This is a genomic window from Citrobacter sp. RHBSTW-00029, assembly GCF_014104295.1.
GTDB classification, from domain to species: Bacteria; Pseudomonadota; Gammaproteobacteria; order Enterobacterales; family Enterobacteriaceae; genus Citrobacter; species Citrobacter youngae.
Map to the genome: position 1 here is coordinate 4,696,317 of NZ_JABXRT010000001.1, position 22,885 is coordinate 4,719,201.

At 53.6% G+C, this 22,885-nt stretch carries 17 protein-coding genes; 12 read left to right on the plus strand and 5 right to left on the minus strand.

Features of this window, described 5'->3' with window-relative positions; translation table 11 throughout:
• Nucleotides 1-147: 147 nt before the first annotated feature.
• The 4 genes from rplM (at nt 148) to sspB (ending at nt 2,442) form a co-directional block, all read left to right on the plus strand.
• Nucleotides 148-576 carry a 50S ribosomal protein L13 gene (gene rplM / locus HV041_RS22745; protein ID WP_003025141.1) on the plus strand — a complete coding sequence of 143 codons (429 nt, stop codon included), beginning with the start codon at nt 148-150 and terminating at the stop codon, nt 574-576.
• A 15-nt stretch (nt 577-591) separates the two neighbouring features.
• The gene (rpsI, locus tag HV041_RS22750) at nt 592-984 is read left to right on the plus strand and encodes a 30S ribosomal protein S9 (RefSeq protein ID WP_003025138.1); all 393 of its coding nucleotides are present in this window, start codon (nt 592-594) and stop codon (nt 982-984) included.
• Nucleotides 985-1,300: 316 nt separating this feature from the next.
• Nucleotides 1,301-1,939, plus strand: a complete 639-nt coding sequence (sspA, locus tag HV041_RS22755) for a stringent starvation protein SspA (protein ID WP_003025132.1) — start codon at nt 1,301-1,303, stop codon at nt 1,937-1,939.
• A gap of 5 nt (nt 1,940-1,944) precedes the next feature.
• Nucleotides 1,945-2,442: a ClpXP protease specificity-enhancing factor gene (sspB, locus tag HV041_RS22760; RefSeq protein WP_005121347.1), complete on the plus strand. Its 498-nt coding sequence runs from the start codon at nt 1,945-1,947 to the stop codon at nt 2,440-2,442.
• Between the two features lie 44 nt (nt 2,443-2,486).
• Here the strand turns inward: sspB and dcuC are convergent, their stop codons facing one another.
• Nucleotides 2,487-3,854 carry an anaerobic C4-dicarboxylate transporter DcuC gene (dcuC, locus tag HV041_RS22765; protein ID WP_121585118.1) on the minus strand — a complete coding sequence of 456 codons (1,368 nt, stop codon included), beginning with the start codon at nt 3,852-3,854 and terminating at the stop codon, nt 2,487-2,489.
• A 360-nt stretch (nt 3,855-4,214) separates the two neighbouring features.
• On the opposite strand from dcuC, the gene nanR reads away from it, so the two are divergent.
• From nanR to nanQ, 6 genes are all read left to right on the plus strand, one after another.
• Nucleotides 4,215-5,006, plus strand: coding sequence for a transcriptional regulator NanR (gene nanR, locus HV041_RS22770; RefSeq protein ID WP_040234156.1), 792 nt, complete (start codon nt 4,215-4,217; stop codon nt 5,004-5,006).
• 259 nt (nt 5,007-5,265) lie between these two features.
• Nucleotides 5,266-6,159, plus strand: coding sequence for an N-acetylneuraminate lyase (gene nanA / locus HV041_RS22775; RefSeq protein ID WP_121585117.1), 894 nt, complete (start codon nt 5,266-5,268; stop codon nt 6,157-6,159).
• Nucleotides 6,160-6,270: 111 nt separating this feature from the next.
• Nucleotides 6,271-7,761: an MFS transporter gene (locus HV041_RS22780; RefSeq protein ID WP_121585116.1), complete on the plus strand. Its 1,491-nt coding sequence runs from the start codon at nt 6,271-6,273 to the stop codon at nt 7,759-7,761.
• 47 nt (nt 7,762-7,808) lie between these two features.
• Nucleotides 7,809-8,498: an N-acetylmannosamine-6-phosphate 2-epimerase gene (locus HV041_RS22785; RefSeq protein ID WP_005121342.1), complete on the plus strand. Its 690-nt coding sequence runs from the start codon at nt 7,809-7,811 to the stop codon at nt 8,496-8,498.
• Nucleotides 8,495-9,364, plus strand: coding sequence for an N-acetylmannosamine kinase (gene nanK / locus HV041_RS22790; RefSeq protein WP_005121341.1), 870 nt, complete (start codon nt 8,495-8,497; stop codon nt 9,362-9,364). Before HV041_RS22785 ends, nanK begins: the two co-directional genes overlap by 4 nt.
• A 2-nt stretch (nt 9,365-9,366) precedes the next feature.
• Nucleotides 9,367-9,834, plus strand: coding sequence for an N-acetylneuraminate anomerase (gene nanQ / locus HV041_RS22795; protein WP_040234182.1), 468 nt, complete (start codon nt 9,367-9,369; stop codon nt 9,832-9,834).
• 67 nt (nt 9,835-9,901) lie between these two features.
• On the opposite strand, the gene HV041_RS22800 is transcribed toward nanQ, so the two are convergent.
• From HV041_RS22800 to gltB, 4 genes are all read right to left on the minus strand, one after another.
• A complete protein-coding gene (locus HV041_RS22800; RefSeq protein ID WP_040234146.1) occupies nt 9,902-11,182 on the minus strand; it encodes a cytosine deaminase in 1,281 nt (426 codons plus the stop codon).
• Nucleotides 11,172-12,422: a cytosine permease gene (gene codB / locus HV041_RS22805; protein ID WP_121585115.1), complete on the minus strand. Its 1,251-nt coding sequence runs from the start codon at nt 12,420-12,422 to the stop codon at nt 11,172-11,174. The genes HV041_RS22800 and codB overlap by 11 nt, the downstream gene beginning before the upstream one ends.
• Nucleotides 12,423-12,774: 352 nt before the next feature.
• Nucleotides 12,775-14,193, minus strand: coding sequence for a glutamate synthase small subunit (locus HV041_RS22810; RefSeq protein ID WP_016151062.1), 1,419 nt, complete (start codon nt 14,191-14,193; stop codon nt 12,775-12,777).
• A gap of 12 nt (nt 14,194-14,205) precedes the next feature.
• Entirely contained in the window at nt 14,206-18,666 is a 4,461-nt protein-coding gene (gltB, locus tag HV041_RS22815) for a glutamate synthase large subunit (protein WP_182294288.1), read from the minus strand.
• A gap of 686 nt (nt 18,667-19,352) precedes the next feature.
• On the opposite strand from gltB, the gene HV041_RS22820 reads away from it, so the two are divergent.
• Nucleotides 19,353-20,282 (plus strand): TIGR01212 family radical SAM protein, encoded by a 930-nt coding sequence (locus HV041_RS22820; protein WP_121585113.1) that lies wholly within the window; start codon nt 19,353-19,355, stop codon nt 20,280-20,282.
• A 204-nt stretch (nt 20,283-20,486) separates the two neighbouring features.
• Nucleotides 20,487-22,823 carry an aerobic respiration two-component sensor histidine kinase ArcB gene (gene arcB / locus HV041_RS22825; protein WP_048213431.1) on the plus strand — a complete coding sequence of 779 codons (2,337 nt, stop codon included), beginning with the start codon at nt 20,487-20,489 and terminating at the stop codon, nt 22,821-22,823.
• The last annotated feature ends 62 nt before the right edge of the window (nt 22,824-22,885 follow it).

Sequence of the window (22,885 nt, forward strand, 5' to 3'; positions counted from 1 at the left end):
CGAGAGAGTTTTTTTCCCAAAACTTTCTATGCGCCGGCATAGGCTATTCGAAGGGGTAGGTTTGCTGGACAATGTCGTGTGAACCTCAACTGACAAAACGTTTGGGTGTTCACCAACGTGTAACTTATTTATTTGGGTAAGCTTTTAATGAAAACTTTTACAGCTAAACCAGAAACCGTAAAACGCGACTGGTATGTTGTTGACGCGACCGGTAAAACTCTGGGCCGTCTGGCTTCCGAACTGGCTCTGCGCCTGCGCGGTAAGCACAAAGCGGAATACACTCCGCACGTAGATACCGGTGATTACATCATCGTTCTGAACGCTGACAAAGTTGCTGTAACCGGCAACAAGCGTACTGACAAAGTGTACTATCACCACACCGGCCACATCGGTGGTATCAAACAAGCGACCTTTGAAGAGATGATTGCTCGCCGTCCTGAGCGTGTGCTTGAAATCGCGGTTAAAGGCATGCTGCCAAAAGGCCCGCTGGGTCGTGCTATGTTCCGTAAACTGAAAGTTTACGCTGGCAACGAGCACAACCACGCGGCACAGCAACCGCAAGTTCTTGACATCTAATCGGGATTATAGGCAATGGCTGAAAATCAATACTACGGCACTGGTCGCCGCAAAAGTTCCGCAGCTCGCGTTTTCATCAAACCGGGCAGTGGTAAAATCGTAATCAACCAACGTTCTCTGGAACAGTACTTCGGTCGTGAAACTGCCCGCATGGTAGTTCGTCAGCCGCTGGAACTGGTCGACATGGTTGAGAAACTGGATCTGTACATCACTGTTAAAGGTGGTGGTATCTCTGGTCAGGCTGGTGCGATCCGTCACGGTATCACCCGCGCTCTGATGGAGTACGACGAATCCCTGCGTGGCGAACTGCGTAAAGCTGGCTTCGTTACCCGTGATGCTCGTCAGGTTGAACGTAAGAAAGTCGGTCTGCGTAAAGCACGCCGTCGTCCTCAGTTCTCCAAACGTTAATTGTACTCTGCTCCGGCAGACGACAATTTGCAAAAAAACCCGCCTCGGCGGGTTTTTTTATGGTTATTTCTCCGCGTAGAACCACGGTAATCCGCTGATTGCCACCTCTTTTTCCCCATTTCCAGAATCGACTCACCACAAAGGTCACAAAATCTGGTAAACTATCATCCAATTTTCTGCCCAAATATCCGGTATTGTTCATTTTTTGTTTGTATTTTGAACAGTAATGACTTTCCCGAATCTGGGTGACATCACTTCTGGCTGGTCACATAGTGGCTGGTAGCAGTAAAAATTCTGAATATACCTGGAGGTTTTCATGGCTGTCGCTGCCAACAAACGTTCGGTAATGACGCTGTTTTCTGGTCCTACTGACATCTATAGCCATCAGGTCCGCATCGTGCTGGCTGAAAAAGGTGTTAGTTTCGAGATTGAGCACGTGGAAAAGGACAATCCACCGCAGGATCTGATCGACCTCAACCCGAATCAGAGCGTCCCGACACTGGTGGATCGTGAGCTGACCCTGTGGGAATCTCGCATCATTATGGAATACCTGGATGAGCGTTTCCCGCATCCGCCGCTGATGCCGGTTTACCCGGTTGCGCGTGGTGAGAGCCGCCTGTACATGCAGCGTATTGAAAAAGACTGGTACACGCTGATGAACGTCATCGTGAACGGTTCTGCTTCTGAAGCCGAAGTCGCGCGTAAGCGTCTGCGCGAAGAACTGCTGGCAATTGCGCCAGTATTTGGCCAGAAACCTTACTTCCTGAGCGATGAGTTCAGCCTGGTAGATTGCTACCTGGCGCCGCTGCTGTGGCGTTTACCGCAGCTGGGTATTGAATTCAACGGTGCAGGTTCGAAAGAACTGAAAGGGTACATGACTCGCGTCTTCGAACGTGACTCTTTCCTGGCTTCTCTGACTGAGCCTGAACGTGAAATGCGTCTGGGCCGGGGTTAACCTGTATGGATTTGCCACAGCTAACACCACGCCGTCCGTATCTGCTGCGCGCATTCTATGAGTGGTTGCTAGACAACCAGCTCACGCCGCACCTGGTGGTGGATGTGACGCTCCAGGGCGTGCAGGTTCCGATGGAATATGCACGTGACGGGCAAATTGTTTTGAATATTGCGCCGCGTGCCGTGGGCAATCTGGAACTGGCAAACGACGAAGTGCGCTTTAACGCGCGCTTTGGCGGCGTGCCGCGCAACGTTTCCGTACCACTGGCGGCGGTACTCGCGATCTATGCCCGTGAAAACGGCGCAGGAACGATGTTTGAACCTGAAGCGGCCTATGACGAAGATGTCGACAGCCTCAATGATGACGATGTCGTGCCGGAAGGCGAAAACGAAACGGTGATGTCGGTGATTGATGGCGATAAACCGGATAATCACGATGACGATCCTGACGACACACCGCCGCCTCCTCGCGGTGGGCGTCCGGCGCTACGCGTAGTGAAATAATCAAACAGGCCCTTGCGGGCCTGTTTTGCATTCTGCGTCAGATATCAATAAAACAGCGCGATAGTGGCAATCATATTGACCACAAATCCTATCGCCATTGGGATGGCTGTCCGTTTTACTACCTCAAAAGGCGACACGCCAGCAATACCGGATGTCACGACAATCACAGCGGTAATCGGTGAAACCGCACGTGCCAGCGTGGTGGCGAAGTGCATCGGCATAATCATCACAACCGCAGGAATATGCAGCCCCGCAGCAATATCCGGGATCAGACTGGCGAATGACATAAACGGTGCATTCCCGGATCCCATTACAATTGCACAGGTGGCGATAACCACGGCCATAATGATCATCACACCGATACCGCCAAGCCCGGAGTGTTCCGCACCTTTAATCACCGCATCAACGGTGCCGATAGTGGTTAAACCCTTGGCAAAGATCTCACCGGCCACCACCAGTGTGACGACGTTGGCAAATTGTGTTCCCATGCCGTCAAAAAACGCCTGCACATCATCCATAGTCTCACGCAGATTATGTTTATGAAGAAACTCCACAAACATGGTCAGCGTCAAGCTCATTAGCATCACCACCACCAGATTCAACTCTGCCTGCATTAATCCCATATGCGCCAGCAACAGCGAACCCAACATCAGGAGCAGCGGCATCACCGGTAAAATGGCGTAATAGAGTGGCGGCACATCTTCCAGCGTCTTTTGTTCACTGAAGCCTGTGCTGTCTGGTTGTGTTTTTTGATCAAACCGGCGTTGAACGAAAAAATGTGCGATGGCGACGGCGATGATGACGCAGGATGCGACAGGAAGTTGGTAGTGGAAGAAATAAGTGGCTATTTTCATCCCCGCAACCTGTGCGGCGAAAATTGAGTTAGTTTCCAGAATGCCCCATTCAATCGACATCGAGGTGGCAATGACCGCTACCGCGGATAAACGGCTCACGCCCAGGCTGACCAGCGTTGGGAAGAGCGTAACCATCAGCAGCATGCCCAATCCGGAAGCACTGGTGATGAACTGTGCCATGATTTGACCAATTACATACGTCGCGGCAAGCACAATATAGGGTGAGCGGATGTGCTTGAGTGGGCGGCTCAACAGGCTGACCATTGCCCGGCTGGCTCCCATTCTGTCCATATAGCGGGCATAACCGCCTACTGCCATGATGGACAGCCCAAGGCCTGCCGACCGGTTTGAAAGCATACGTAGAATTTCATTATAAATATCGACCAGCAGATAACCGCTGCTTTTGTCGCTGGCGACCAGTGCGCCGTACCCCAACCAGACGCCGCAGATCATCAGGAAGATCCCGGCTGCTGCCAGTACTACCTGTGGTTTGTAGTTTTTGAGGATCAGGTAACCCATCGTTAATAAAACGATGACAGAGATAATAATGCCGAACATTTTTTCACTCCATGCCAGAGAAGAAGATAAATCCGGTAATAACGCTGTTTTAAATGCGGATGTTATATTTTTTCTGGCATGTATTTTGGAGTGGATATCGTGTTTTTATAATCGAGCATTGGTTATTTTTCGTTTAAAAATAGTGCTTTATGATTTATTTTAAAGATCATATTCGCAGATTTCATAAAGTTAGTTTTCCTCCATGGTAATAAAAAACTGTCCACTCAATCATTCATATTTAAATATAGAAATTTTATATATTATTTGTATGAGCTTATCCCCCACTGACCACCATTTCACCCTGCTTTCGATCCTGTGTTACGATGAACCCGCTGTTATTTGTCACCACGACTTAGCTGAATGGACCCTATGAACGCATTTGATTCGCAAGCTGAAGACTCTCCATCCACCATTGGCCGTAGCTTACGCAGCCGCCCGCTGGCGCGTAAAAAACTGTCTGAAATGGTTGAAGAAGAACTGGAGCAGATGATTCGCCGTCGGGAATTTGGCGAAGGGGAACAGTTGCCGTCAGAACGAGAACTGATGGCTTTCTTCAATGTTGGCCGTCCTTCTGTACGAGAAGCCCTGGCCGCGTTAAAACGCAAAGGTCTGGTGCAAATTAACAACGGTGAACGCGCCCGCGTTTCACGTCCTTCGGCCGATACGATTATCAGTGAACTGTCCGGCATGGCGAAAGATTTTCTCTCACATCCTGGTGGTATTTCCCATTTTGAGCAGCTGCGCTTGTTCTTTGAATCCAGCCTGGTGCGTTATGCCGCAGAGCATGCCACTGACGAGCAAATCGACAGACTGGCGAAAGCACTGGAGATCAACAGTCAGTCGCTGGAAGACAATGCGCTCTTCATCCGTTCAGACGTTGACTTCCACCGTGTGCTGGCAGAGATCCCCGGTAATCCTATCTTTATGGCGATCCACGTCGCGCTGCTGGACTGGCTGATTGCCGCACGTCCAACCGTCCCCGATCAAGAGCTGTACGAGCACAATAACGTGAGTTATCAACAACACATTGATATTGTTGAGGCTATTCGTCAGCATGATCCTGATGAAGCCGACCGCGCATTACAAGAACATCTCAACAGCGTTTCCGCCACCTGGCACGCCCTCAGTAAAAACAAAAAATTGCGTAAGTGATCGCGATCCCGACGATCGTTTAAACACAAAATCATTCAAGCTGCATCAAGGCGGCAAGAGAGCGAGCCCCCTGGAGCATAGATAACTCTGTGACAGGGGGGAGCGAACGCAACCAACGCAGAGGCGGCTCGAAGGATGAAGTGTTTAGTGAGGTAGATCGCACTATAAGCGTTCTGTATTGTATTGCTGCTTATTTGATCTGGTATAACAGGTATAAAGGTATGCAGTCAGATAACACTAATCATCGTCAGAGGTCGTCATGGCAAGAAATTTAAAAGGCGTAATGCCAGCGTTGTTAACTCCATTCGATAACCAACAGAAACTGGACATCGAGAGCTTGCGCCGTCTGGTGCGTTTCAACATTGGGCAGGGGATCGATGGGCTCTATGTCGGTGGCTCAACGGGTGAGGCCTTTGTCCAAAACCGCGCTGAAAGAGAGCAGGTTCTGGAAATTGTTGCTGAAGAAGCAAAAGGTAAGGTGACGCTGATCGCCCACGTCGGCACGGTGAGCACCGAAGAGAGCCAGCAGTTGGCGAGCGCTGCGCATCGCTACGGATTTGATGCGGTTTCGGCCGTCACGCCGTTTTACTATCCGTTCAGCTTTGAAGAGCACTGCGATCACTACCGCGCAATTATTGATTCCGCCGATGGCTTACCGATGGTGGTCTATAACATCCCGGCACTGAGCGGCGTAAAACTGACGCTGGATCAGATCAACACGCTGGTGACGTTGCCGGGCGTTGGCGCGCTGAAGCAAACCTCAGGCGATCTCTATCAGATGGAACAGATCCGCCGCGCTCACCCCGATCTGGTGCTTTATAACGGCTATGACGAGATCTTCGCTTCGGGTCTGTTGGCGGGTGCAGATGGGGGTATCGGTAGCACTTACAACATCATGGGGTGGCGTTATCAGGGAATTGTGAAAGCGCTCAAAGAAGGCGACATCCGGACGGCACAAAAGCTGCAAACCGAGTGCAATAAGGTTATCGATCTGCTCATTAAAGTTGGCGTGTTCCGCGGCCTGAAAACGGTACTGCACTATATGGACGTGGTTTCTGTTCCTCTGTGCCGTAAACCATTTGCCCCGGTAGATGAACAATACTTGCCGGAGCTGAAAGCGCTGGCAAACCAACTGCTGGCGGAAAAAGCGTAACCGCGGGTAGCCGGGGGCGCTTTGCTTGCCCGGCCTGGATTTTTCGACCGTAGGCCGGAAAAAGGCAAAGCCGCCATCCGGCTCAACAACAAAGATCGTCGGGAGAGTAAAATGAGTACTTCTACCCAGAGCATCCCGTGGTATCGCCATCTCAATCGGGCACAATGGCGGGCATTCTCCGCCGCCTGGCTGGGATATTTGCTTGATGGTTTTGATTTTGTATTAATCGCCCTTGTACTGACGGAAGTACAAGGCGAATTCGGACTGACGACGGTGCAGGCGGCCAGTCTGATCTCCGCCGCCTTTATCTCCCGCTGGTTTGGCGGGTTAATGTTGGGGGCGATGGGCGACCGCTATGGACGTCGCCTGGCAATGGTCACCAGCATCATTCTATTCTCTGTGGGGACGCTGGCTTGCGGCTTCGCACCGGGCTACACCACCATGTTTATCGCCCGCCTGGTTATCGGTATGGGAATGGCCGGCGAGTACGGCTCCAGCGCCACCTACGTTATTGAAAGCTGGCCTAAGCACCTGCGAAACAAAGCCAGTGGCTTCCTGATTTCCGGTTTCTCCGTTGGCGCAGTGATTGCCGCCCAGGTTTATAGCCTGGTGGTTCCGGTCTGGGGATGGCGTGCGCTGTTCTTCATCGGCATTCTGCCGATTATCTTTGCCCTCTGGCTGCGTAAAAATATTCCGGAGGCAGAGGACTGGAAAGAAAAACACGAAGGTAAAGCGCCGGTACGCACGATGGTGGACATTCTCTATCGGGGCGAACATCGGGTAATCAATATCTTGATGACCATCGTAGCGGCGACTGCGCTGTGGTTTTGTTTTGCGGGCGACCTGCAAAATGCGGCAATCGTGGCGATCCTCGGGCTGATGTGTGCCTTCATCTTCATTAGCTTTATGGTGCAAAGCAGCGGTAAACGTTGGCCGACGGGGGTGATGTTGATGGTTGTCGTGCTGTTCGCGTTTCTCTACTCGTGGCCGATTCAGGCGCTGCTGCCAACGTATTTGAAAACTGAACTGATGTATGACCCTTCAACGGTTGCCAGGGTCCTGTTCTTTAGCGGCTTTGGTGCGGCGGTTGGCTGCTGCGTCGGTGGTTTCCTTGGCGACTGGCTGGGTACCCGTAAGGCTTATGTGTGCAGTCTGCTGGCCTCGCAGTTGCTGATTATCCCTGTGTTTGCGATTGGCGGAGCCAACGTCTGGGTCCTGGGTTTACTGCTGTTTTTCCAGCAAATGCTTGGGCAGGGGATCTCCGGGATCTTACCAAAACTCATTGGTGGTTATTTCGATACCGACCAACGTGCCGCAGGCCTGGGGTTTACCTACAACGTCGGGGCACTTGGTGGGGCACTGGCGCCGATCATCGGAGCGCTGATTGCACAACGTCTGGATCTGGGTACTGCGCTGGGATCGCTCTCTTTCGGCCTGACCTTTGTCGTGATCCTGCTGATTGGTCTTGATATGCCGTCTCGTGTACAGCGCTGGCTGCGGCCTGAAGCACTACGTACACATGATGCCATTGATGGTAAACCGTTTAGTGGGGCAGTGCCGTTTGGCGGCGATAAAAGCACCATGGTGAAATCAAAAAGTTAATCCGCTTGCCCGGCGTTGAGCCGGGCAAGATTCGAAAGGGAAGATGTATGTCGTTACTTGAGCTACTGGATAAAAAAATTGCCGCTGATGGCGGACTGATTGTCTCCTGCCAGCCCGTTCCTGACAGCCCGCTGGATAAACCTGAAATTGTCGCCGCCATGGCGCTGGCAGCCGAGCAGGCGGGTGCGGTGGCGCTGCGTATTGAAGGCGTGGAGAACCTGCGGGCGACCCGGGCGGTCGTTTCGCTGCCAATTATAGGTATTCTGAAACGCGATCTTGCTGACTCCCCGGTACGCATCACTGCATTTTTAGATGATGTCGATGCGTTGGCGCAGGCGGGCGCTGACATTATAGCGATTGATGGTACAGACCGCGTGCGCCCTGTTCCCGTCGCCGCACTGTTGGCACGAATTCATCAACATCACTGTCTGGCCATGGCCGACTGTTCATCGCTGGAAGACGGCCTGGCCTGCCGGCAACTCGGCGCGGAAATTATTGGTACGACGCTGTCGGGTTATACGACACCAGAAACACCAGATGAGCCGGATCTGGCGCTGGTGAAAGCGTTACGTGATGCCGGGTGTCGGGTGATAGCCGAAGGACGCTATAACACGCCAGCACAAGCAGCTGAAGCCATGCGTCACGGGGCCTGGGCGGTGACAGTGGGTTCTGCTATTACCCGACTGGAACACATTTGCCAGTGGTACACCACGGCGATGAAGAAGGCCGCGCTATGACCACCCTGGCGATTGATATCGGCGGCACTAAACTGGCCGCTGCACTGGTGGATGGTCGCCTGCAAATGCGTGACCGTCACGAACTTCCGACACCCGCCAGCAAAACACCACAAGCGCTGCGAGCTGCCCTGGAAGCGCTGATTGAGCCGTTGCTGGCGCAGGCTCAGCGCGTGGCGATTGCCTCGACCGGCATCATCCGTGAGGGCGCGCTCCTGGCACTGAATCCATTAAATCTGGGGGGATTGATGCATTTCCCGCTGGTGCAAACGCTGGAGTCTCTCACCGGTCTCCCGACGTTGGCGGTGAATGACGCACAGGCCGCTGCGTGGGCTGAATATCATGCACTTGGCGGGGAATACCACGATATGGCGTTTATTACTGTCTCGACCGGTGTTGGTGGCGGCGTGGTTAGCAACGGAAAGTTGTTAACCGGGGCCGGGGGGCTGGCGGGGCATGTAGGTCATACACTGGCGGATCCGAATGGCCCGCAATGTGGTTGTGGACGTGTGGGGTGCGTGGAAGCTATCGCTTCTGGCCGTGGGATTGCAGCGGCAGCCGAAGGCTCACTTGCTGGATGTGATGCAAAAACTATTTTTAGCCGGGCCGGACAGGGGGACGAGCAGGCGTGTCAATTGATCCAACGATCGGCATGCACGTTGGCACGTCTGATTGCCGATGTGAAGGCAACAACCGACTGCCAGTGCGTTGTTATTGGCGGAAGCGTCGGGTTGGCTGAAGGTTATCTGGCGCAGGTGAAAGCCTGGCTGGTACAGGAACCCGCGGCTTATCACGTGAAATTACTGGCGGCACATTACCGTCATGACGCTGGACTACTGGGGGCCGCGCTGTTGGCCCAGGGAGAATGATGATGATGTCAGGGGATTTACAGTCTCAGCTTTCTGCTGGATTGCATCCGGTATTGCAGCAGGCATTAACGCAGGCTGTTGCGGCAAAACCGCAGGATAAAGCACCGGGGCGCTATGAGCTGCAAGGCGAGAATGTCTTTATGAACGTTATGCAGTTTGTTACGCAGCAACCGGAGCAAAAGAAAGCGGAGTTGCACGAGCAATATATTGATATTCAGGTACTGCTGGCGGGTGAAGAGCGTATTCTGTTTGGTATGACGGGGTCTGCCCGGCAGTGTGAAGAGATGCATATTGCAGAGGATTACCAGCTGTGCGCTGAAATTCATGATGAACAGGCCATTACGCTCATCCCTGGTACGTTCGCAATTTTCATGCCGGGTGAACCACATAAACCGGGCTGTGTGGCGGGGACTCCAGCGGAAATCAAAAAAGTTGTTGTGAAGGTGCGCGCCAGTTTGTTAGCTGCCTGACAGAAAATATTTCGCCATAAGTTTTTGCCGCAGGCTGTGAGTCTGCGGCTATTTCCGAAAAGAAAATCTAGCGCTTAAACGTTACTGCTTCTGGCTGTGCCAGATGGAGCGTTGTCTGACCTGGCACGGTCTCGGCAATAACCCGCCCATGGCGAATTGAATAACGTGCCGGTGTCTGGCGGCGAACCGCATCAAATCCATTTTCTGCAGGTAAAATCACCAGGTTAGCGGAATTTCCAATAGTTAAACCGTAGTCCTGTAAGTGTAGGGTTTTCGCGCTGTGGGTGGTGATGAGATTTAGCCCATCATTGATTTGTCCGTACCCCATCAACTGACACACGTGTAATCCCATATGCAGAACTTGCAGCATATTCGCGGTTCCCAACGGGTACCACGGGTCAAAAACGTCATCATGGCCAAAGCAAACATTGATGTCCGCCTCCAGCATCTCCTTGACGCGGGTGATGCCACGGCGCTTAGGATAGGTGTCAAAACGTCCTTGCAGGTGAATATTCACCAGCGGATTCGCTACGAAGTTAATACCTGACATTTTTAACAGACGGAAAAGGCGGGAAGCATATGCGCCGTTGTAGGAATGCATCGCCGTGGTGTGGCTGGCTGTCACGCGCGATCCCATGCCATCGCGATGTGCCAGCGCCGCGACGGTTTCAACAAAGCGCGATTGCTCATCATCAATCTCGTCACAGTGCACATCGATAAGTCGGTCATACTTCTGCGCCAGGGCGAAAGTTTTGTGCAGCGATTCAACGCCATATTCACGCGTGAATTCAAAGTGAGGAATTGCGCCAATGACGTCGGCACCCAAACGCACGGCTTCTTCTAACAGCGCTTCGCCGTTGGGGTAAGAAAGAATACCCTCTTGCGGGAAGGCGACAATTTGCAGCTCTACCCACGGCGCGACTTCTTGCTTCACCTCCAGCATGGCTTTCAGTGCCGTCAGCGTAGGATCGGAAACGTCTACGTGAGTTCGGACATACTGGATGCCGTTGGCCATCTGCCACTTGAGGGTCTGCATGGCGCGGGTCTTCACGTCTTCGTGGGTGAGCATCGCCTTGCGTTCGGCCCAGCGCTCAATACCTTCAAACAACGTACCCGATTGGTTCCAACTGGGCTCCCCTGCCGTTTGCGTTGTGTCGAGGTGGATGTGTGGTTCAACGAAAGGGGGAATGGCCAGCCCGCCTTCAGCATCAAGCACCTCGCCCTGTGGCGCAGATGCTGTTTCCTGGGGGGCAATACGGCTAAAACGCCCGTTTTCAATCGTGATTTGCCACAATCCTTCACGCCCCTGCAGACGGGTTTGAGTTAGGGTGATGGTGTTATTCTGCATGGCTGACCTCCGGGGATTTAGCAAGGCTGCGATTGAAAAGTGGGTTCAGCAGGATATAGCTGAATACGCCGCCAAGTACGGCGTTGACCGGCACAATACCGGGAATATAGTGACCGGCGGCGATGCCCAATGCAACGGACAGGATCGCTATCCAGTTTACGGAAATAAATTGCGCTTTGCTGAAGTCGGCATAGCGGCGATGGTTCAGCAGATAGTCGGCGATGATCACCCCGCCAATGGGGGGAATTGCTGCCGACAGAAAGGTCAGCCAGCCGACAAAGTTATTGTAAAGCCACAGCGCGCACAATGTGCCGATAATACCGTTAGCCACCGACAGCGTACGGCTGGAAAGGCCGGTAATATTGGCAAATCCCAGACCGGAGGCGTACAGCGCGTTGTCATTGGTTGTCCAGATATTCAGGCCGAGAACGATGATCGCGGGCAGCAGCAGTCCCTGGGCAATCATCACGTCAGAGATATCCGCCTGTCCTACCGCGGCGGCTCCGGCGGCTCCGAAGATAAACATCAGCGAGTTGCCAAGGAAAAACGCCACCATGGCGATCAGCACTGCGCCTTTGGCGTTGCGACCAAAGCGAACGAAGTCGGCGGTTAATGTTCCTGCGCTGACAAACGATCCGACGACCAGCGCCAGTGCTGTGGAAAAATTCAGCGGTGTCTGTGGCACAATTGCTTTTAAATGATCCAATCCCCCCACATCGCTCACTGCCAGCCAGACAGAGTAACTGCCAAGAACGACGATGGCGGGGACGGCGATGATGGACAAAATGGTGAGTGCCGAGATACCAAAGAAGATGGTCATGGTCATCAGCAGACCGGAAACTGCAATCAGGATGTTGACGTCAATACCCGTCGCTTTACCCACCGGGATGGCGAACATTGCCACGCCGACGCCAAACCAGCCCACCTGTGTGCCGCCTAACAACAGTGAGGGAAGCCATGAACCTTTCAAACCAAATGAGTAACGCGCCAGAAGGTGGGTTGAGAGCCCTGTTTTTGCGCCGATAAAACCGAGAAATGCAGTGTAAATACCGAGGAGAAGATTACCGAAGAGAACTGCCAGGAAGAAATCATTATAGGAAAGACCGGTACCGAGTGTGCCACCGGTCCACATACTGGCGGAAAAAAATGTAAGCCCCAACATGACAAATGTTAGTGGAACCACGCCTTTCCGCGCCGCCAGAGGGACGGGGCCCTGGCTATAATTGTTGTCCTGCGACACAACGCCTCCTTGAATTTTGCCCAAAAAATCCGCCGCATCATATACAGTTCTCAGAATAAAGCAAACGATTACGTATAATCTTTACATGGTTATTATTTATGGTGTTGATGATTGCGTTGATTTTTGGGCTCGACATTTTTAACCGATAAGAAGCGGACAAACGCCGACCAGGGTAGTGGAAAAGATTAAGTCAGTTACGCCAAATGGTAAGATTCTGCAGACACTGTCTGCGGAATTTCAATGTACTGAATATACAGCTGTATTTGTGAGCGGCTTTCGAAAAATGATTCCGCATGTATTTAGTGGAGGAATATTGGCTCCCCATCCATCAGCGTCAGGGGAGCCAGAAGTATTACACTTCCAGGTAATTTAGGATCCCGTCTGCCGCTTTACGACCTTCGGCAATCGCGGTGACCACCAGATCCGAACCGCGCACGATGTCGCCACCGGCGAAGATTTTCGGGTTGCTGGTCTGGAAAGCGTTGTCGCTACGTTCCGGGGCAATGATGCGCCCCTGTGAATCCAGTTCGACGCTGTGCTCTTTCAACCATTCCATGCTGTGCGGGCGGAAACCAAACGCCAGGACCACCGCATCAGCCGGAACAACGTGCTCGGAGCCAGCGACGATCTCCGCACGGCGACGTCCCTTCGCATCCGGTTCGCCCATTTCAGTGCGCGCCATTTTCACGCCGCACACTTTCCCGTTGGCATTCACTTCCACACCTAACGGCTGGACGTTGAACTGGAACTCGACGCCTTCTTCGCGCGCGTTTTTCACTTCGCGTTTCGAACCCGGCATGTTCTCTTCGTCGCGACGATAGGCGCAAATGACGTGTGCAGCATTCTGGCGAACCGAAGTGCGCACGCAGTCCATCGCGGTATCGCCACCGCCGAGCACGACGACGCGTTTGCCTTCCATGCTGATGTATGGCTCGTCGCTGCTTTCGCCAAAACCCATCAATTGCTTGGTATTAGCAATCAGGAACGGCAGGGCATCAAACACGCCCTCAGCGTCTTCGTTTTCCAGCCCGCCGCGCATTGACTGATAGGTTCCGACGCCCAGGAACACAGCGTCGTAATCCTTCAGCAAATCGTTGAGCTGTACGTCACGGCCCACTTCCACGTTCAGTTTGAACTCAATGCCCATGCCGGTGAAGATTTCACGGCGACGGGTCATGACCTCTTTTTCCAGCTTGAAGGCTGGGATACCGAAGGTCAGCAAGCCGCCGATTTCCGGGTGACGGTCAAATACCACCGCCTTTACGCCGTTGCGGGTCAGCACATCAGCACAGGCCAGGCCCGCCGGACCCGCACCGATAATCGCCACGCGCTTGTCCGTCTGGCGAACGCCGGTCATATCCGGACGCCAGCCCATCTCGAATGCTTTATCGTTGATATAGCGCTCGATGTTGCCGATAGTTACCGCGCCAAATTCATCGTTCAACGTACAGGATCCTTCACACAGCCTGTCCTGCGGGCATACACGGCCACAGACTTCCGGCAGGGTGTTGGTCTGGTGCGAAAGCTCTGCCGCTTCAAAAATACGTCCCTCATTCGCCAACTTCAGCCAGTTCGGGATGTAGTTATGCACCGGGCACTTCCACTCGCAGTACGGGTTACCGCAGGACAGGCAGCGATCTGCCTGTGCTTTGGCCTGACCTTCGGAAAACGGCTCGTAAATTTCGATAAACTCGATCTTACGGATCTTCAGCGGCTTCTTCGGCGGATCAACACGCTGCAGGTCGATAAATTGGTATACGTTCTGACTCATTGCTGCTACCCCTTACTGCGCCTGCACACGCAGCTCTGCTGCGCTACGACTACGGTGACCCAACAGTGCTTTCACATCACTGGATTTTGGTTTTACCAGCGCGAATTTCGCCGAGAATGCTGGCCAGTTAGCCAGGATCTCTTCGCCGTGAGAAGAGCCGGTATGCTGTACGTGCTCGGTAATCAGGCCGCGCAGGTGCTCTTCGTGGATCGCCAGCGAGTCCACGCTCAGCACTTCGACCAGTTCCGGGTTTACGCGTTTGCGGAATTCACCGTCTTCGTCGAGCACGTAGGCGAATCCGCCGGTCATGCCTGCGCCAAAGTTAACGCCGGTTTTGCCGAGAATACAGACGATGCCGCCGGTCATGTATTCACAGCCGTTGTCGCCAATCCCTTCAACCACGGTGATTGCGCCGGAGTTACGCACTGCAAAGCGCTCACCCGCACGACCCGCAGCAAACAGGCGACCACCGGTGGCGCCATACAGGCAGGTGTTACCGATGATGCTCGCCTCATGGCTACGGAAAGCAGAGCCAACCGGAGGACGCACTGCCAGCAGACCACCCGCCATGCCTTTACCGACATAGTCGTTGGCATCGCCGGTCAGATACAGCTCCACGCCGCCCGCGTTCCACACGCCAAAACTCTGGCCTGCGGTACCGCTGAAATGCGCTTTAATCGGGTCAGAAGCCAGCCCCTGATCGCCATGCGTCTGAGCGATATAGCCCGACAGCGATGCGCCGACGGAACGGTCAGTGTTGCGGATATCGAACCAGAAGGTTTTGCTCTGGCGCTCGTCGACGAACGGCTTCGCCTGCTGCAACAGCTGGGCGTTCAGCACGCCATTATCAAACGGCGGGTTGTTCTCGGTGCAATGCAGCGCTTTACCCGGATGCGGTTCGGCGGTTTCCAGCAGACGAGACAGCTCCAGCTTTTGCTGCTTGGCGGTAAACCCTTCCAGCTCTTTGAGCAGGTCGGTGCGACCAATCAGATCCACCAGGCGGGTAACGCCCAGCGAAGCCATCAGCTCGCGCACTTCACGAGCGATAAATTCAAAGTAGTTGGTCACTTTGAACGGCAGGCCGTGATAGTGGTTCTTACGCAGTTTCTCATCCTGAGTCGCCACGCCGGTTGCACAGTTATTCAGATGGCAAATACGCAGGTATTTACAGCCCAGCGCCACCATCGGGCCGGTACCGAAGCCAAAGCTTTCTGCACCCAGAATTGCCGCTTTAATGATATCGACGCCAGTTTTCAGACCGCCATCGACCTGCAGACGAATCTTGTGACGCAGGCCATTAGCCACCAGCGCCTGTTGAGTTTCCACCAGCCCCAGCTCCCACGGACAGCCCGCGTATTTCACCGATGACAGCGGGCTTGCGCCGGTGCCGCCATCGTAACCCGCGATGGTGATCAGATCCGCATAGGCTTTCGCCACGCCGGTAGCGATAGTGCCGACGCCCGGTTCGGAAACCAGTTTCACCGAGATCATCGCCTTCGGGTTGACCTGTTTGAGGTCGAAAATCAGCTGCGCTAAATCCTCGATAGAGTAGATATCGTGGTGCGGCGGCGGGGAGATCAGCGTCACGCCCGGTACCGAATAGCGCAGTTTGGCGATGTACGGAGTGACTTTGTCGCCCGGTAACTGGCCGCCTTCACCCGGCTTCGCACCCTGAGCGACTTTAATCTGAATCACGTCGGCGTTCACCAGATACGCCGGGGTTACGCCAAAGCGACCAGAAGCCACCTGCTTAATCCGCGACACTTTGTTGGTGCCGTAGCGCGCCGGGTCTTCGCCGCCTTCGCCGGAGTTCGAGTTACCGCCGATGCTGTTCATCGCTTCGGCCATCGCTTCGTGTGCTTCCGGGCTTAATGCGCCGATAGACATGGCCGCAGTATCAAAACGTTTAAACAGTTCGGTTGCGGGTTCTACCTCGTCAATGCTGACGGCTTCATCACCAGGCGTGATCGTCAGCAAATCGCGCAGCGTGGCTGCCGGGCGCTCGTTGACCAGCTTTGCATATTCCTGATAGTCGCTGTACTCGCCGCTTTGTACTGCCTGTTGCAGGGTGCGCACCACGTCCGGGTTGTAGGCGTGGTATTCGCCGCCGTGGACGTATTTGAGCAGACCGCCCTGGCTGATGGGCTTACGCGCCAGCCATGCATGTTTGGAGAGGTTCAGCAGATCCTGCTGGAAGTCGGTAAACCCTGCGCCGCTAATACGGCTGACTACGCCCTGGAAGCACAGCGCCACGACATCATCGTGCAGACCAACGGCTTCAAACAGCTTCGAGCAGCGGTAGGAGGCAATGGTCGAGATGCCCATTTTGGACATGATTTTGTACAGACCTTTATTGATGCCGTTACGGTAGTTCAGCATCACGGTGCGGTAATCTTTGGCAATCGCCTGGGTGTCGATCAGACGTCCCAATGTTTCATACGCGAGATACGGATAAATGGCCGTCGCGCCAAAGCCGAGCAGGACGGCAAAATGGTGCGGGTCACGGGCACTGGCGGTTTCAACGATGATGTTGGCGTCGCAACGCAGGCTTTGTTCAACCAGACGCGTTTGCACTGCGCCCACGGCCATTGGCGCCGGAACCGGCAGACGGTTTTTGGCGATGTTGCGATCAGAGAGTACCAGCAGTACCGTGCCGTTGCGCACCATCTGTTCCGCCTTATCGCACAATGCTTTGACGGTCTCTTCGAGCGTAGTTTCGGTCGCGTCGAAGGTGATATCCAGGCGGTCAGCGCGATAATGCTCCTCTTTCATGGTGGTAAGCTGGGTGAAATCGGAGTACAGCAGGATCGGCGATTTAAAGCTCAGGCGGTGTGCCTGACCTTCAGCTTCGCAGAAGACGTTCATCTCACGACCGATGCTGGTGGCCAGCGACATAACGTGCGCTTCACGCAGCGGGTCGATCGGCGGGTTGGTGACCTGTGCGAACTGCTGGCGGAAGTAGTCATAGATGATGCGCGGCTGGCTGGAGAGCACGGCAAACGGGGTATCATCACCCATTGAACCGACCGCTTCCTGGCCATTTTCGCCGAGCACGCGGATCACGGAATCCAGCTCTTCAGCGCTGTAGTTAAATTGTTTTTGGTAGCTGGCGAGGGTGTCATCGTCCAGTTCACGGCTGCCGACCTGATCGTCAGCCAGGTCTTCGAACGGTACCAGGCGGCGGACGTTTTTCTCCATCCACTCTTTGTATGGGTGACGGCTTTTCAGGTCATCATCGGTTTCGGCCGAGTGCAGAATGCGCCCGCTGCGGGTATCGATAACCATCAGCTCGCCAGGGCCGACGCGGCCTTTCTCTACCACTTCATCCGGCTGATAATCCCAGATCCCGACTTCAGAGGCGCAGGTAATCAGCTTGTCTTTGGTGATGACGTAGCGTGCCGGACGCAGGCCGTTACGGTCGAGGTTACAGGCGGCGAAGCGACCGTCGGACATGACGATGCCCGCCGGGCCGTCCCACGGTTCCATGTGCATGGAGTTAAAGTCAAAGAACGCGCGCAGCTCCGGATCCATATCCGGATTGTTCTGCCATGCCGGTGGAACCAGTAAGCGCATGGCACGGATGATGTCCATCCCGCCTGCCAGCAGCAGTTCCAGCATGTTATCCATCGAACTGGAGTCTGAGCCGGTTTCGTTAACAAATGGCGCGGCGTCGTGCAGATCCGGGATCAGCGGGGTCTGGAACTTATAGGTACGGGCGCGCGCCCACTGGCGGTTGCCCGTGATGGTGTTGATTTCACCGTTGTGCGCCAGATAGCGGAACGGCTGCGCCAGCGGCCAGCGCGGCACGGTGTTGGTGGAGAAGCGCTGGTGGAACAGGCAGATGGCCGATTCCAGACGCAGGTCTGCCAGGTCCAGGTAGAAGCGCGGCAGATCTGCCGGCATACACAGACCTTTATAGATATTGACCAGATTCGACAAGCTACAGACGTAGAAGTCTTTGTCTTGCAGGAGGCGTTTTTCGATACGACGACGCGCGATGAACAGGCGACGCTCCATATCACGCGGACGCCAGCCCGCAGGGGCGTTAACAAAAATTTGCTCGATACGAGGCAGGGAGGAAAGGGCTATTTCACCGAGAACACCTTCGTTGGTTGGCACGTCGCGCCAGCCTACGATCGACAGGGTCTCCTGCTGTAATTCTTCTTCAACAATGCGACGAGATGCCGCCGCCAGTTCAGGGTCTTTATTTAAAAAGATCATGCCGACGGCGTAGTTTTTAGCTAAACGCCAGCCGCGCTCTTGCGCAACAATGCGGAAAAAGCGGTCAGGTTTTTGTAACAGCAAGCCGCAACCATCGCCGGTTTTGCCATCGGCAAGAATTGCGCCACGGTGCTGCATACGTGCCAGTGCGTGTATGGCGGTACGCACTACCTTGTGGCTAGGTTCGCCTTCTATGTGGGCGATCAGGCCGAAACCACAGTTATCCTTCTCAAGGGATTTATCGTACAACATATCAGTGAACCTCCCCAGGCTCTGCGGGACACCTCTCCGATACCGTTTGCGCACGGGCACACCAAGAGCATGGCGACGGGGTTTGCGTTTCATACGCTCACCTCGCATTCGCCCTCTTTATCCTTTTCGCATAGGTCAAACAAGTTTGAGGACTTGCTTCAGAGGGAATCTCAATTACTGCATAAATATGATGAGCAGACTGCTCATCCAGAAAGCTTCCAGCGGATTTCCAAGTTATCGGGAATCCACACACAGGTCAAATGGCAATCTTATTTATGCAAAAATGTGCTATAGGGCGATTAACTTTATGAAAATGTTGAAATAAAAGGATTTTTTACATTGATTTAACCTGAGGAGTATACCCCTGGAAGTGTGATCTGTCTCACTGTCAGAAAGGCCTGATATCCCTCGTCCTCCCTTTATTTATCGAGATGACTGGCATTTTATGCTGGTTTTTAGAGTTCCGGCGTCTTAAAGATACTGTTTTTACGCTGAGAGTATAAGAAGATAAAAAAAACCGCTGAATATAAGGAAAAGTAATTAGATTTAGAGTGAATGAAATTTCAATTATTTTGATTTGTTATGCGATAAATAAAGGCTCGCCAGGGCGATTGATCCAGGTCATCGCCGACTGGGGCAAAAAATGGCAGGCTTTGGCCTCTTTTCAAGGCGCGGTCTACCAGATTATGCAGTTACAGAAATTAGTCAATATGTTTGGTGGGGATCTTTCTCGCCGTTATGGGCAAAAGGTTCATAAACTCACGCTGCACGGCGGCTTTAGCTGCCCAAATCGCGATGGCACCATTGGACGTGGCGGATGTACCTTCTGTAATGTCGCCTCCTTTGCTGACGAAGCGCAGCAGCATCATTCTATCGCTGAACAGCTTGAGCATCAGGCGCAATTAGTGAATCGCGCGAAGCGCTATCTGGCCTATTTTCAGGCTTATACCAGTACCTTTGCGGAAGTACAGGTGCTGCGTTCGATGTACCAACAGGCGGTTAGTCAGGCCAGCATCGTCGGGTTATGCGTTGGCACGCGCCCCGACTGCGTGCCGGATGCGGTACTCGATCTGCTTTGCGAGTATAAAGACCTGGGTTATGAGGTATGGCTGGAACTTGGTCTGCAAACCGCACATGACAAAACCCTGCACCGTATTAACCGCGGTCATGATTTTGCCTGCTACCAGAACACCACGCGACTGGCGCGTGAACGCGGGCTGAAAGTCTGTTCGCACCTGATTGTTGGTCTGCCGGGAGAAGGGCAGGCAGAATGCCTGCAAACCATGGAACGTGTGGTGGAGACGGGTGTCGACGGTATTAAGCTGCATCCGCTGCATATTGTGAAAGGCAGTACGATGGCGAAAGCCTGGGAAGCCGGGCGGCTGAACGGCATTGAACTGGACGATTACACGGTTACCGCTGGGGAGATGATCCGCCATACGCCGCCAGAGGTGATTTATCATCGCATTTCCGCCAGCGCGCGTCGCCCAACGCTGTTAGCACCGCTATGGTGTGAAAATCGCTGGACCGGGATGGTTGAACTGGATAAGTACCTTAACGAGCACGGCGTGCAAGGCTCGGCGCTGGGTACGCCATGGGTGCCGCCGGGGATCTGACCCTCCGTAGGCCGTAGTCATGTAGGCCTGAAAGCTGCGCGCCATCAGGCGGCCCGACGCACATTGCCGGATGGCGGCTATGCCTTATCCGGCCTACCGCCTACCCAGTCATTTCACCGATAACCCCCGCATTTCTTGCACAATCTTCAACGTCACGCTGAGAATTGAGTATTATTGTGCCAAGTTGTCGTGAAGGAACCCTCTATGAAGCAAATTCGTATGCTGGCGCAATACTATGTCGACCTGATGATGAAGTTAGGTCTGGTGCGCTTTTCGCTGCTGTTGGCTCTGGCTTTGGTTGTGTTGGCAATTGTGGTGCAGATGGCTGTCACCATGGTGCTGCATGGCCAGGTAGAAAGCATTGATGTCATCCGTTCTATCTTTTTTGGCCTGTTAATTACCCCCTGGGCCGTCTACTTCCTTTCTGTGGTGGTGGAGCAACTGGAAGAGTCCCGGCAACGCTTGTCACGACTGGTACAAAAGCTGGAAGAGATGCGCGAGCGCGATCTCAAGCTCAATGTGCAGTTGAAAGATAATATTGCCCAGCTCAACCAGGAAATTGTCGAGCGCGAAAAAGCCGAAGCGGAGCGCCAGGAAACGTTCGAACAACTGAAGGTTGAAATCAAAGAGCGCGAAGAAGCGCAGATCCAGCTCGAGCAACAATCTTCATTTTTACGTTCTTTCCTTGATGCTTCACCGGACCTGGTTTTTTATCGCAATGAAGATAAAGAATTCTCCGGCTGTAACCGTGCTATGGAGCTGCTGACCGGTAAGAGCGAAAAGCAACTGGTGAATCTAAAGCCGGCTGATGTGTATTCGCCAGAGGCGGCTGAAAAGGTGATTGAAACCGACGAGAAGGTATTCCGTCATAACGTCTCGCTCACCTATGAACAGTGGCTGGACTACCCGGATGGGCGCAAAGCCTGCTTTGAAATTCGTAAAGTGCCTTACTATGACCGCGTCGGGAAGCGACATGGCCTGATGGGCTTTGGGCGCGATATTACCGAGCGGAAGCGTTATCAGGACGCGCTTGAGCGCGCCAGCCGTGATAAGACCACTTTCATTTCCACCATCAGCCACGAGCTGCGCACTCCGCTTAACGGCATTGTCGGCTTAAGCCGGATCCTGTTGGATACAGATTTAACCGCTGAGCAGGAAAAATATCTCAAAACTATCCATGTTTCCGCCGTGACGCTGGGGAATATTTTCAACGATATTATTGACATGGATAAGATGGAGCGGCGTAAAGTCCAGCTTGATAACCAGCCTGTTGATTTCACCAGCTTTATGGCTGATCTGGAAAACCTCTCCGGCCTGCAGGCGCAACAAAAAGGGCTGCGCTTTGTGCTTGAGCCGACGCTACCGCTGCCACATAAGGTCATCACCGACGGAACGCGTTTGCGCCAGATTCTGTGGAATCTGATCAGCAACGCCGTGAAGTTTACTCAGCAGGGGCAGGTGACCGTACGGGCGCGCTATGACGAGGGAGACATACTGCATTTTGAGGTGGAGGATTCCGGGATCGGTATTCCACAGGATGAGCAGGATAAAATTTTCGCCATGTACTATCAGGTGAAGGACAGCCATGGTGGTAAACCGGCAACGGGAACCGGGATTGGACTGGCCGTCTCGAAGCGTCTGGCGAAAAACATGGGCGGTGATATTACGGTTTCCAGCCAGGCCGGAAAAGGCTCCATCTTTACGCTAACCGTGCATGCTCCTGCCGTGGCAGAAGAAATTGAAGATGCTTTTGAAGACGATGAAATGCCGTTACCAGCCCTGAATGTGCTGCTGGTGGAAGACATTGAACTGAACGTTATTGTTGCGCGTTCGGTGCTGGAAAAGCTGGGCAACAGCGTGGATGTCGCCATGACCGGGAAAGCCGCGCTGGACATGTTCAAACCGGGTGAATATGACCTGGTGCTGCTGGATATTCAGCTACCGGATATGACAGGGCTCGATATCTCACGAGAACTGACGCAAAAATACGCCCGTGAAGATCTGCCGCCGCTGGTGGCTCTCACCGCCAACGTACTGAAAGATAAAAAAGAATATCTGGATGCAGGAATGGACGACGTGCTGAGTAAGCCGCTGTCAGTTCCGGCGTTAACCGCCATGATCAAAAAATACTGGGATACCCGAAACGAAGAGGAGAGCACTGTGACGTCTGAAGAAAGCAGTAAATCGCAAGCGCTGTTAGATATTCCCATGTTGGAACAATACCTCGAACTGGTCGGGCCGAAGCTGATCACCGACGGTCTGGCGGTGTTTGAGAAAATGATGCCAGGATATTTGAGCGTGCTGGAGTCTAATCTGACTGCCCGTGATAAAAAAGGCGTGGTTGAGGAAGGTCATAAAATTAAAGGTGCAGCCGGATCTGTCGGTCTGCGCCACCTGCAACAGTTGGGTCAGCAAATTCAATCACCCGACCTTCCCGCCTGGGAAGATAACGTGGCTGAATGGATTGAAGAGATGAAGCAGGAGTGGCAGCACGACGTGGCGGTGTTAAGAGCCTGGGTTGCGAGCGTGGAAAAAAAATGACCCCGGCTTGACCGGGGTGCGCGAATACTGCGCCAACACCAGGGAAATCGTGGCTGCGCCGT